This window comes from Aquimarina penaris (assembly GCF_040786285.1).
In the GTDB taxonomy this organism is placed as follows: Bacteria; Bacteroidota; Bacteroidia; order Flavobacteriales; family Flavobacteriaceae; genus Aquimarina.
The window spans coordinates 54,679-68,292 of the sequence record NZ_JBFMKQ010000003.1 but is presented as its reverse complement, the minus strand read 5'-3'; the positions used below and the strand labels follow the sequence as shown (position 1 = coordinate 68,292).

General features: G+C 33.5%; 10 protein-coding genes. 4 read left to right on the top strand and 6 right to left on the bottom strand.

Annotation, left to right across the window (positions count from 1 at the left end; genetic code table 11):
- Positions 1-40 precede the first annotated feature (40 nt).
- Complete coding sequence (locus ABW637_RS14125; protein WP_367585361.1) at positions 41-421, top strand: RidA family protein; 381 nt, start codon at positions 41-43, stop codon at positions 419-421.
- Positions 422-1,254: 833 nt separating this feature from the next.
- Here ABW637_RS14125 and ABW637_RS14120 read toward each other — a convergent pair.
- The 3 genes from ABW637_RS14120 to ABW637_RS14110 form a co-directional block, all read right to left on the bottom strand.
- On the bottom strand, positions 1,255-1,722 hold the full coding sequence (locus ABW637_RS14120) for a hypothetical protein (protein WP_367585360.1): 468 nt from the start codon (positions 1,720-1,722) through the stop codon (positions 1,255-1,257).
- Positions 1,723-1,933: 211 nt separating this feature from the next.
- On the bottom strand, positions 1,934-2,920 hold the full coding sequence (gene pfkA, locus ABW637_RS14115) for a 6-phosphofructokinase (RefSeq protein WP_367585359.1): 987 nt from the start codon (positions 2,918-2,920) through the stop codon (positions 1,934-1,936).
- Between the two features lie 137 nt (positions 2,921-3,057).
- Complete coding sequence (locus ABW637_RS14110; RefSeq protein WP_367585358.1) at positions 3,058-7,446, bottom strand: translocation/assembly module TamB domain-containing protein; 4,389 nt, start codon at positions 7,444-7,446, stop codon at positions 3,058-3,060.
- 123 nt (positions 7,447-7,569) lie between these two features.
- Here ABW637_RS14110 and tsaD point away from each other — a divergent pair, with 123 nt between their 5' ends.
- Together tsaD and ABW637_RS14100 are read left to right on the top strand one after the other, a co-directional pair.
- A complete protein-coding gene (gene tsaD, locus ABW637_RS14105; protein WP_367585357.1) occupies positions 7,570-8,592 on the top strand; it encodes a tRNA (adenosine(37)-N6)-threonylcarbamoyltransferase complex transferase subunit TsaD in 1,023 nt (340 codons plus the stop codon).
- Positions 8,592-9,296, top strand: coding sequence for a 16S rRNA (uracil(1498)-N(3))-methyltransferase (locus ABW637_RS14100; protein ID WP_367585356.1), 705 nt, complete (start codon positions 8,592-8,594; stop codon positions 9,294-9,296). Before tsaD ends, ABW637_RS14100 begins: the two co-directional genes overlap by 1 nt.
- 105 nt (positions 9,297-9,401) lie before the next feature.
- On the opposite strand, the gene ABW637_RS14095 is transcribed toward ABW637_RS14100, so the two are convergent.
- The gene (locus ABW637_RS14095; protein WP_367585355.1) at positions 9,402-11,087 is read right to left on the bottom strand and encodes a T9SS type A sorting domain-containing protein; all 1,686 of its coding nucleotides are present in this window, start codon (positions 11,085-11,087) and stop codon (positions 9,402-9,404) included.
- A gap of 307 nt (positions 11,088-11,394) precedes the next feature.
- Here ABW637_RS14095 and ABW637_RS14090 point away from each other — a divergent pair, with 307 nt between their 5' ends.
- Positions 11,395-12,552, top strand: a complete 1,158-nt coding sequence (locus tag ABW637_RS14090; RefSeq protein WP_367585354.1) for an esterase-like activity of phytase family protein — start codon at positions 11,395-11,397, stop codon at positions 12,550-12,552.
- Positions 12,553-12,555: 3 nt separating this feature from the next.
- On the opposite strand, the gene ABW637_RS14085 is transcribed toward ABW637_RS14090, so the two are convergent.
- Both ABW637_RS14085 and ABW637_RS14080 read right to left on the bottom strand, forming a co-directional pair.
- Entirely contained in the window at positions 12,556-13,101 is a 546-nt protein-coding gene (locus ABW637_RS14085) for a pyridoxamine 5'-phosphate oxidase family protein (RefSeq protein ID WP_367585353.1), read from the bottom strand.
- A gap of 27 nt (positions 13,102-13,128) precedes the next feature.
- Positions 13,129-13,614 (bottom strand): GyrI-like domain-containing protein, encoded by a 486-nt coding sequence (locus tag ABW637_RS14080; protein WP_367585352.1) that lies wholly within the window; start codon positions 13,612-13,614, stop codon positions 13,129-13,131.

Below are 13,614 nucleotides of genomic sequence, written 5' to 3'. Positions count from 1 at the left end.
AATAAACTCGATACATTAATACTATTAATCTCTTTACGCAATGAAAAAAATAATAACAACCACTAAGGCCCCTGCACCTATTGGCCCATACAACCAGGCTATTTTAAACGGAAACACCCTTTATACTTCGGGACAGATTGCTATAAACCCAAGTACCGGAGATTTGGTTCTTGATGATATCAAGACCGAAACAGAACAAGTAATGCAAAATCTTAAAGCCATTCTTGACGAAGTTGATATGACTTTTGAACATGTAATTAAAACTACTATTTTCCTTAATGACATGAACAATTTTTCTCAAGTAAATGAAATCTACGGAAATTACTTTAATGAAGATACAGCACCAGCCAGAGAAACCGTTGCAGTTGCTGCATTACCAAAATTTGTAAATGTTGAAATCTCAGTAATCGCCGTAAAATAGAGATTTCCCTTTTTTGTAAAAAAGAAACCCCCGAGTTGAATCCAATTCGGGGGTTTCTTTTTTTAATTTATATAATGTTACTATAAATCAACATGAGAAATAGCCTCTTTTATATTTACAAAAATCACAAAATCAAACATTTACATAAAATATTTTCTTAATAATTTCGTTAATACAATGCAAACCCGAGACTTAGCCAAAAATATTATGGTTCTTAAAACTCACTTTTATCGATCTTTTCATATCCTGAAAAGATCGATTTTTTGTTTATCCAATTATTAGAAATAAAAATTTGAACAACTATATCTTCTAAGTTACAGAACCACTCCATTAATAGTCAATAACAAGTATATTCTGGTTAAATTAAGTTCATATCGTTTACAGAAATATAATGATCAATATCCTTTAGAGTTTTGGATCAAAATCCGATCTTTTTATCCAGTAACTTAACTCAATCACTGTCTTTACTTAAAAAAACAAGATTAAAAAACACCAGTAATAGCAAGGCTTCACAAAGAAATTTAATTTTTGGCACGGCAATTGTTTATACTATAGCAAAACAATAAACAAACATTTTAAAATTAAATATTATGAAAACTTTTTACATTACATTAGGATTTAACTTTGAACCATTTATTAACTTTTTAAAAGAACTTCCTGCATCATGTAGTTATGCAATCCACAGATAAAATATAATTAAGAAGATTAATTAAACAATTTACATATGGATTGTGCGAAAATATAAAAAGCGAGATATAATTATCTCGCTTTTTTAATTAATATCATATTTCCTTACAACAAGAGTTAATTTCTCGTTATATGAGATCTTTTTGTTACGGTTTCAAAATCTTTCCATAGATACAATCTTTAGCCAGGCTTTTAGAATAACTCGTTTTTGTAGTAAGATCCATTATCAAATAAAGTACATTTCTTATATATACACTCACCTGATCCTTTTCCCAATCGATTTGTATATCTTCATTCTTTAAATTTCTAACATAGCTATAGTGATTAGACAATGAAATTGGCAAAGGTATTTCTTTCTTATCTTCAATCCTCTCTGGTATATCTTTTTTTAGCAATTTTGAATCTACTACAGAGCATAAAAAGCCTTCAAAATCAACATCTCCTCTATCAGGACTCAACACATGCACCCATACAGAATAGGCATCTTCTTCAATGATAAGTGTTCTTCCTGCATCTGTAGATGTTAAAAAGACGTTATTTTCTGTCTTTGTTGAATTTTCTTTAGTCTGCGCATGGAATAGTCCGTCTATTACGGATAAAAAAAAGGTTTTCATTTTGGGGCACTCATTTGGGGTTTCTACTATACTTTTATGGTATTCTTCTGAGAATATCATTACTTTAACACATACTACGACTTACATCTATAAGAGTATACTATTAAACCGCTAAACTATGGATTTATTTTTAGTTCTAAACAGGGGTTTACCTCCTTATACTAAGGGGCATTTACCCCTAAAAAAAATGTTATCTATAAGATCATCAAAATTAGGTAGAGAGTATATCAGAAATACGTAGTAACTCTTTGTTGATTTCATGGTCCTCTTTTAAACCATGTTCAAAACTAGTCGTTTTCACTTCATTATTAAGTAACCCGACCATAACATTTTTTTTCCCATCGAGCAGTACCTCAACTGCTTTTACACAGAGTCTACTGGCCAAAGTTCTATCAAAACAAGTAGGTGATCCACCACGTTGTACATGTCCAAGCACCGTAACTCTAACATCATAATCGGGTAGATTTTCTGTAACATAATCTGCTAATTCGAATACATTTTTCCCTGTTTTATCACCTTCACTAACGACTACAATACTCGAGGATTTACCAGAACGCTTACTTCGTTTTAGAGATTCTAGAAGACGATCAAGCCCCAGGTTTTCTTCTGGAATCAATATCTCTTCTGCTCCGGCACCTACTCCACTATTTAGCGCAATAAACCCAGAGTCTCTTCCCATTACTTCGATAAAAAATAATCGATCATGCGAACTTGCTGTATCTCGTATCTTATCTATTGCCTCAATAACTGTATTAAGAGCTGTATCATAGCCTATAGTATAATTTGTACCTGCTATATCATTATCTATTGTACCCGGTACACCAATAATCGGAATATCGTATTCTTTGCTAAAGATCTCGCCTCCTCTAAAGGTTCCGTCTCCTCCAATGAGCACCATAGCATCAACACCGACTTCTTTTAGATGTTCTGCTGCTTTTTTTCTCCCCTCAGGAGTTCTAAAATCCTTAGATCTTGCTGATTTAAGGATAGTACCTCCTCTGCTTATAATATTACGCACACTACGAGCATTTAGCACACAATAATCCCCTTCAATCATCCCTTGAAATCCTCTATAAAATCCAATACATTTTACATTATAATATGCACAAGCACGTGCTATAGCTCGTATGGCTGCATTCATTCCTGGAGCATCTCCCCCCGAAGTCATTACGCCAATGGTTTGGATTTCTCTTGCCATGTAGTATTTTGTTATAATTGGTTATTGATAATCTTATTTAGTTTATTATTCAAGATTTTGATACCGTTACGGCTCGAACTCTAATCATAAAGAAAAAAACAGCCTTTCAAATATTAATAATAAACAGATAACTAAGATTAGTTATTCTTATCTGTAAAGTTAATAAAATCTGGTGTTTCAATTTTGACTGTATCTTTGGGTTTGGCAATAGAATCTTTAGTTTTTTTATTTTTAAAAACCTTAGTCCAGAGTTCTTTAAAATTATCAAAATCCACAGAGTATGACAACCCTAATCCTTGTTCATAGACTTGATTTGCTGCTCCTATAAATTGAATATCATTTTCGCGATTAAAAATCTTACCTCTTAATGATCCATCTTCGTTAAAAAGATATTCTACTTCAACATCCCCCACTACATTGGTCTCGTTTACACCTCCTATAGGAACCCCAACCCTACCGTTAATCAAGATTCTTTTATTGATTTGGGTAGAAAGAGTTAAACCAAATTGATCTGCATTTTCCTGATCTAAAGTACGAACTCCTTGCACATAGTTTAATCCTACCTGAAATTTATCGTCTTTATCAGAAAGTATATTATTAAAAAGACTTGAGGCTCGTTCTGCCACCAAACCACCCGTAATCGCATTAGCATCAAAGGTGCCACTATAAAACTGTCCCGAAGACACTAGTGATATTGCCTGAAGCTCTTTATTGGATTGATCATTCAACTTATAATCCAACTCGCTTTTTACTACAGAACTTAGATTAGGAAACTCTATATCAAAGTTAAGATTAGGCTTAATTAACTCCCCTTGTAAGTCTACCACAACCTCTATGGGTATTTTACGATTGATTGAAGAGTTTTCGAGCAATATTGCAGGGTTTGCTTCAGTTTTGTACACTGCACTCATGTCAAGGACCGCTCTTGTTGGGCTTCCGTCCCAGTTTATAGTTCCACCATCACGTACCGTAAACAATTTTTCAACAAATGCACCATATCTAAAATTATAAGTTCCTTCATATGCTACAAAATCCCCCCACATATTAAACTTCCCATTAGTATTAATCTCAATAAGCAGTGTACCCGCACCTCTTCCCCTTAAAGAGCTTCCCGTATCCTTATCTACTACAATTTCTACTTCGGCATTTTTATTTACATCCAATTCAAAATTAAGTTCTAATCCTTTTAAATCGTCTAAGATTATCTCTTCGCCTGCTAATCGAGCACGTTTTTCTTCGGGGCTTAAAAAATGAATAGAAGAATTATCTCCTATCGACTCTGTTTCATTTAGTGGAATTTTAAAAACAGTGCCTTCTTCAGTAGTAGCGTTCACATCAATAACAAGCTCATCTGTAGGACCTTTTATCGTTGCTTCTCCACTTATAAAACCGGTACCATAATATAGAGATTCCTCATCCTCTTCGGTATCTAAAACCAATAAACGTTCGTTAGCATATAACTCTAATCCCATTATCCATTTCGAAAAACGCCTATGGGCAATATATCCACCAAGGACTCCTTTAGTCTTATATTTTGTGTCTGTGATATTAATATTATCAAAATCAAACCGTTGTTTATTTAATATAACTCTTGAGTTATTATCAAAATCCAGATCTACATTGAGATAGGGTACCGAAAGTCCGGCTCGATCCAAGGTAAGTAGGCCATTAATTTCGGGGTTTTTATAACTCCCCGAAACTTTTGCCTGGCCCGTTACAAACCCTCTAATATTTGAAATCACCACTCCTCCTAAAGCACTAAATTCTGAGACATCTAATTCATCTAAAACCAAATCTACATCAATTGACGGGTTATCTTTTGAAACATTTATCGAACCTAAAGCCGACAATGTTCTTTGGTTATCATCATTTATGAGTCGGGTATTAATATTATATTCGGTAAGATCAGAATTACCCGCTATATTAAGCCTAAGTTCTCCTAATATAGTCTCATTGATTTCAAGATCATCTATACTAATTTCAGAATTTGGGAAATACCCGCCATTCTCTTGTAAAACAGATAAATTACCATCAACTGTGCCCTTAAATTCTAAACTATCTATTCGTGGTGTAATTTTGTTGAGATCTACTCCTGCAAAAGTTGCCTTTAAGTTTTTATAATCTTTTCCCCTTGTTACACCATCAATCCTTATTTCCTCATCCATATAACTAAGGATTACAGACTGTATATCTATACTACTAAAGTCATTATCAAACACCACCTTATTCGTGTTTTTATCTTTTTCTTTATTGGCATACCAGGTATATCCTTTATAGGTAAAATCGGATTTTCGAAATCCTACAACAGAATTATTTTCTTCGTTGATGGTATGATAAATCTCAAGGTTAAAGTTATCTTCACTATTTCTCCCTCCTTTAAATTCGGAGTGCATAAACAGTGTATCTTTTAGAGTAACATTAATCAAACTAAACTCTGAAACATCATAATATTTTGAATCAATACTATCAATAGCTACATACGTATTAAATAAAGGGTTTTTATTATCAACTTGGATATCTACATCCTGCATCAGATTGTCAAAAGCTTTGATAGATGGTGATTTAAAAGTAAGCTTAAACTCTGATTCATTACTTTCTACTTTTCCTTTGATAAATGTATTGGGTGCAAATTGGATTTCGGGGAAAAATACATCGACAATTTTGTTATAGATATTAAAATTGAATTCCATAAACTCATCATCGGTAATTTCGGCAGCTTCAAAATTAGTGTATAAACTTCCAATCGAATTTCTAAATAAATCATATACATTTTCAAATCTAAAAATACCTTTTACACTACCATCTACTATATCCGGGCTATTAATTTTGATGGTTCTAACATTATCTTCATCAAAACTCGATGTTATATTAAAATCTTCAAAGTAATATCCTGCATTTTGATTTGTATACAATGTTTTTTCGAAAGAAATTGTACCAAATACATCATTTATACCCTTACCTTTCATGTTCATAAACACATCTCCATTAAAAACGGAAATGCTATCCCTGGTAAACACATTTATTTTATTTAAATCTACATGGTCTACTTTGGCAACAAAATCATAATTATGTATTTCTTCTGATAGATTTGCAACTCCATTAAAGCTAAATCTTACATTTGGATCATTGGAATTGAGGTTACCATCAAATACACGGTCTTTAAGATTTCCTATCGCCTTTAAATCGGTATAGGTATACCCATTAATTTCTAATCCCTTTATATCACCTTCAATTTTAGTATCCAGACTTTCGAGTGTAAAACCGCTTCCATCAACATGAATATCAAAAGATGCATTACCTATTGTCTTTCTTCCCAATAGTTGGCCTACATTGAAATTATTCGAAATAATATTTCCATTATATGTGGATTCTTCTAGGTTATTTAACTTCTCCAATAAAACGAATGCATTAATCTTACCTAATTGCGAAAACAGGTCCATATCAATATCAACCGCTTTTGTGGTTACAATTGCATTACCTGTAGCTCGTACACTACCAAATTGATATAATTTTCTAGGTAAAGAATTTCCCAAAACTCTGGGTAATAAGTTGACCAAATCATAATAATTCGTAGTTAGGTTTTCGAAATCACCTTCCAATTCAAATTTTGATGCATCAGAAACTGCATTTTTAATCCTAATATCTCCTTTTATAATTGATCTATCTAAACCAGAAATATTAGCGTTTACAATTTTAAAGTCGTTCAATACTCCTCTTACAGCTGTATTTCTTAATTTTAATTTCCTGTTTTTCCCAAACTCTTTATAAAAAGGTATCAAATCATTTGTAGATACGGTAGCTCGATTAAAATTTGCATTGATATTTACCTTATTCTCAAAATCACTTAACCCTCCAACTTTATAAGAAAACAATACTTCGCCTTCAATTTTAGAATCTGGTGTTTCGATACTAAGTTCCTGAAAATTCATTTCTTCGGGCTTGATCGAAAAACATGTTTGAAGTTTAGAAATATTCATACCGCGCTGGTCATTAAAAGCCAGGCTATTAATATTAAGATATACATCGGGACCGTCTACCATTAAATTTTCAGCCTCTAAAAATATATTTCTATAATGTACTACTTCGGGTTTAGTCAATTTTTCATCGGTATATCGATAAACACCTTGATTAATAGTAATATTTTTTGTCGTAAGTAGGAATCTTGTGTTTGAAGACGATGCTTTACCCGAATCGAACTTTCTGATAAAAGTCATAAGATTATCACTCGGTTCATCTTTATAGAGTTTCATATTAAAGACTAGGTCCTCAATTAAAACATCGCCAAGTTCTGGTCTATTGTTTACAACATCTCTCATGCTACCAATAGAAGTTTCAATACTACCAGCATACATTAACGTATCCTCATGATGATCTTTTACGAAGACTTCTTTAAGAGTAATATTCCCTGCATAGGTTAAACCTATTTTATTAATGTCAATAGCAACATTATATTCAGAATTAAGATAATTTGTAGCTTTTTTGCCCAGAAAAGTTTGAACAAAAGGAATAGAAAATACGACCACCATAAATGCAAAAAGTGATAAAAGGACAAGAAATATCCTTAACAATATTTTCCTTAATTTTTTGATACGTTTTATTGTTTTAACTTTGTAGACAATATTAACAATTTCTATGCCCTTTTCCTCATAATGAACCCACAAAAAATATACATTCTTGGCATTGAATCCTCTTGCGATGATACTTCTGCGGCTATACTATGCAACGGAGAAGTTTTATCAAATGTTGTGGCATCACAAAAAATACACGAACAATACGGTGGTGTCGTACCAGAATTAGCCTCAAGAGCGCATCAGCAAAACATCGTTCTAGTTATAGATCAAGCGATTAAACAAGCAAATATTGAAAAAAAGGATATTACTGCAATTGCATTTACCAGCGGACCTGGATTAATGGGATCATTACTGGTAGGAACATCATTTGCTAAATCATTAGCATTGGCATTGGATATTCCTTTAATCGATGTAAATCACATGCAGGCACATATTCTGGCTCATTTTATTGAAGAAGATGAATTTGATAAACCAGAATTTCCGTTTTTAGCCATGACTATTAGTGGTGGGCATACGCAGATTGTAAAAGTTACCGATCATTTTGATATGGAAATTATTGGTGAAACTATAGATGATGCGGTAGGAGAAGCATTTGACAAAAGTGCTAAAATACTTGGATTGCCATATCCAGGTGGGCCATTAATAGATAAATATGCACAATTAGGAAATCCAAAGGCGTTTCCTTTTCCTAAACCAAAAGTTGGAGAACTTAACTTTAGTTTTAGCGGACTTAAAACTGCTGTGCTTTATTTTATTCAAAAAAAGGTAAAGGAAAACCCTAATTTCATAGAAGAAAACCTTAATGACATTTGCGCTTCTTTACAATACACAATTACAAATATCCTTATCGATAAGCTGAAGAAGGCATCTAAACAAACTGGCATTAAACGTATTGCAATTGGTGGTGGTGTATCTGCAAATTCTGGAATACGAAAAGCATTAAAAGATGGGAAACAAAAGTATGGTTGGAAAACTTTTGTACCAAAATTTGAATATACAACCGATAATGCTGCTATGATTGCTATTGTAGGACATCTTAAATATTTGAACAAAGATTTTACCGATATGAATGTTGTTGCTAAAGCCCGAATGAAGTTCTAATGCAATTATTTTATAACAATACATTAATTGAATCCAGTACTGAGATTAAATTCTCTAGAGAAGAAAGTAAACATATTGCTAAAGTATTGCGTAAAAAAGAAGGTGATATATTACATATAACCAACGGAAAAGGTTTTTTGTTTACGGCTACGATCACATTTTCTAATCCATCGCAATGTATTGCTACAATAGACTCTTATGAAAAGCAAGAAAAAAGAACATACCGACTTCATTTAGCCGTTGCCCCTACCAAAATGAATGACAGATATGAGTGGTTTCTCGAAAAAGCCACAGAAATAGGCATTGACGAAATCACCCCTATTATTTGCGATCACAGTGAACGAAAAATAATTAAACCAGAACGTTTTGAACGTATTTTGCTAAGCGCAATGAAACAATCTTTGCAATGTTATTTACCAAAGCTTAATCCCGCTATTTCTTTTTCTGAATTTATATCACAAAAAAACAATGATCAATTACTTATTGCGCATTGCGAAGAAACTAAAAAACAATCCTTAAAAACTACACTAAAACCAAAATCTAATACAACAATTCTTATAGGACCCGAAGGTGACTTTTCTACAAAAGAAATTGATTTAGCCTTAAGTCATGGGTATATACCAGTTACATTAGGAGAAACCCGATTAAGAACAGAAACCGCTGCTATGGTTGCTGCACATAGTGTTACATTCGTAAATGAATAAACTATAGATAGCTTTAAAATAATACTTTACTTTTTATTAAAAAACTATAACACCTCCTATGTTGGACAGGAAGTGTTACAGTTTGTTTATAAGATAGGGGTCGTTTTATTTTTTTAAAAATCTCATAATGTGATTTTTACCATCTTCGGTATGTAACTTAACAATGTATATCCCCTTAGATAAAGCTTCTGTAGACATTACTATTTCTCCAGTATGACTTACATGTATATTCTGAATAACCTCCTTACCATGCACATCAAAAATCTTAACAGCTGTTACTTTTGATTCACCTCGCGCTCTAATCGTGAGTAAATTATTTACAGGATTAGGAAATAGTTCTGCTCCATTAGATTTTTCTAATGCCTTAATCTCATCTGCTCTACCTCCTATTACACTCCCACATCGATCTTCCTTATATTCTATTCTAATTGCTTTAGGTTGTATTTTTCTGAAATCATCTACAAAAATCTGTTGTGCACTACGAGTAACACAAGGTTCATGTTTCACTTCTTTTAAGTCTATTTCTTTCTCACAAGGCGTTCCTGTTTTACCAGTCTCGGTTGTTTCTACCAAGTAAATATCCGCTCCACCGGCTCCAATTGATGTGGTATATCCAGTAAATGCAAATCCTTTGTCAAAATCATCAGTCACCAACTCCAAGCCACCTTCTTGTCCATTTCTTCCGTAATTACGTGCCCATAATAAATTACCTCCTGCATCAGTCTGAAATAGTATTGTTTTTCTAGATGAAATGTATTGTAGACCCACTATGGTATATAATTGATTTCCACTTGGGCTTATGGTTTCTTCTAAACCATACCCAACTTCGGTACGCTCTGTACCATAAGTTTTCAGTCCTAAAAAATTACCTGTTCGGCTTATAGTTAACAGAAAAGCGTCATACGAATTATTAAGTCCGAAACTATTAGTATATCCCGTAAGCACATAATTACCTTGTCTATTTTGTTTAACACAAGTAGCAACATTTCTATAGCCAATTGCAGGATCCAAATCTTTTGGGTATCCTAGGATTCTGTTCCATTCTATAGTAAGATCAGGTTTTAGCTTAACTACGAAAATATCAGTTGGAGGATTCGTTAATCCATCGCTACCGGCACATCTATAATTAGTAGTAGAACCCGCAATAATATATCCTCCGTCTCTTGTTTGTTCTATCCACATACCTCGTTGATCTCCTTCGCCCCCAATCACCGTAGCTCTTGTTAGATTTCCTTGATCATCGGTGCGTACTACATACATATTAGTTCTGGGAAACGCCTGAGAATAACTTCTGGTTTCACCCACCATAATATATCCCGGTCTTCCATTTTCATCTTTGATATTTTGCACACAATGCGCGGCATCATATCTTTCTCCTCCGTACACTCTAGAAAAAACAGGAGCTCCGTTGATATCTGTACCCAGTAAGAATGCATCTCCTCTTCCAAAACCAAAACTACGAGTCATACCAGCCGCAACATATGCAGCTTTGTTGTTCGTACTAAAATTAGTGGACTGTCGTACAGAGTTAAAATATTCTCTATCTTCACCTCCATAAACGCGAGACCAGATCTGATTTCCATTAAGATCTGTCTTGACTAATGTTGCATCCTGACTTCCAATAAATTGTTGCGATGTATATCCCGCTAGCAAATACCCTTTTTCAGTTTTCTGAAGTTGATCAAGTGATCTCCCCATTTCTGTCTTTTCGGTACCATAAGAACGTTGAAATTGCGAAAAGCCCGTATTTACAACAAAAAAACAAGCAATACAGTAAAAAATTGTTTTCATAATGATTCATATTAAATTAGTTAATAAATATTTTCTGTAATTCTGCGCCGCTTAGATTTTAATAATCAGTGGCCTGTAGTTCGTAGTTTTCTGAAAATACAGAAGGGGTAAGTATGTGATGTCACATTTTTATCTTGGGCTAAGTAATAAAATGCCTGTGCTAATATCAAGAGGCATACACCTTATAACCAAGGGTTAAAAACCTATAACTGAGTAAGGTTTTCCTATAGCAGCCACATTTTTAACACCATCATAAAACATGATATTGCTCAGAAATCAATACCTTTAACACATAATCAAGTTTATTATGATCGGGGCTATCAAGAGGTTCATTCCTATAATTCTGCTATGTTGGAGTTGTTCATCAAACAATAATTCTGAAACCATTTCAAATACAGATGACACTCCCCCTGTAAGCCCACAAAATACTATTAGTGGTATTACGCTCATCGATGAATTTATAATTCCGAACCAAGAGATTGATGGTGTTCCTATTGGAGGGTTCTCGGGAATTGATTATCAAAATGGAAAATGGTTTATCATTTGCGACACCTCAACGCCACCTATACGGTTTTATGAAGCCGACATAAGCTTCACAAAAGATGCGATACAAAAGGTAGAGATCACTTCAATGATTGAAATAAAAGATGCTTCTGGTAATCCACTAGCACAAAGTGTTGTTGACCCCGAATCCATTAGATTTGATCCCAATTCGAATACTTTTTTATATACCAGTGAAGGTTCTATAAATAATGGTGTTGATCCTGCATTGATAGAGATTTCTGCACAAAATACTCAAATAAGAAACTTTACTCTACCCGATAACTTTAAAGCAAATACTACTGATGATCTATCAGGACCCAGACATAATGGAGTATTGGAAGGGTTATCATTAAGTTTTGACAACAAAGGCTATTGGATTTCGTTTGAGTTGCCTCTTATCGAGGATGGCCCAGAACCTACCACTACAGATACAGAATCCCCAGTACGAATTACATTACTTAATAAAACATCAGGAGTAGCAGAACGACAGTTTGCCTATGAACTTGATCCTGTAGCAAGAGAAGCTGCGCTGGGTACTACTTTTGAAGTTAATGGTTTAGTTGAGATATTGGAGTATGACAATAATAAATTCCTTGCACTAGAACGCTCTTTCGCTTCGGGTTATATCAATGGTGGAAATAACGTAAAAATCTATAACGTTGATGCTACGAATGCCACCAATACATTATCCTTAAACACATTATCTACAGCAACGTATACCAAAGCCGCTAAAACTTTACTTTTTGATTTTGAAACAATTCGTAGTCAGTTGACCAATACTACTGTAGATAATCTAGAAGGTATTACTTTTGGGCCAAAACTCGAAGATGGAAGTAGAACAATAGTAGTTATTTCTGACAATAACTTTAATTCCTTTTTCCCTCAACTTAATCAATTGATTGTTTTTAAGGTGATACCATAGGAATTATTCTTCTATCATTCCAGTTTTAAAATTATCAATGCTATGTGTATTTTTTTCTTCCCAGTATTCTTGTAGTCGATCTTTTCCTTTTTTTTCTGCCCAAGATTTCAATTGTGTTCTTTCTTCTTTAAAATCCATAAAAGGCACAGCAAATCCGCAAGAAGTTTGCACCATATCGATATCCATTTCGATGATTTGCCTAGAGCCCACTATTTTTGGAAACAAATCGATATACTCACGATACCTCTCATCTCGGTCATGATATATTTTTGCCAATCCGTATAGTCTTAGAATAAGAGGCTTGCCTTCAAAAGCACAAAACATAATGGTCATTCGATTGTTTTTAAGCAAATGAGCAGCAGTTTCATTACCACTACCAGTTAAATTGAGCCAAACAATTTTGTTGTCGCCTAGTACTCTAAAAGTATCCATACCTTTTGGTGAGATATTCACCCTTCCTTCATTGGCCGCAGTACCTACAAAGAACATTTTTTGATTTGCGATAAAACTTTTCTGTTCTTCGGTAATCTCCTCAAATACTTTTGCCATGTGTCTTTTCGATTGATTAATTAGTAATTAGCTTTTTTTCTGTATCGGAATCCATAACTCTTCTTCAGAATTAGGATCTTCGTTCTTATATTTTTCTCCCATCAGAGCAAAATGAGGTCTGTTATCTATAACATAATCAGAATTCGGAACCCATTCACTATAAATATACTCATAGGTTTCAAATGCTTCACTTGCCTTGCCGATATATATAAACACTGCATAAAGCCCTTCTGGAATTTTTATACTTTCCATTCCTTTTGGAACAAAATGAAAATCATTTACCTTAATTGCAGCCCACTTTTCATACTCCCGATTAGGGTTAAAACTCTCAAAATATCCTACATCATCATATACTTCGATCGAATAAAATTTTGAATCTATCCTGTTTTTAATTTCCGCTCTTTTTGGCATAAAACTTTGCCACAACTCTTTGGCTCTATTTTTTGACACAGACATTTTTAATCGATTGCCAATTAATTTTATTTCTTGTAGTGATTCAATTCGTGGTTGCAT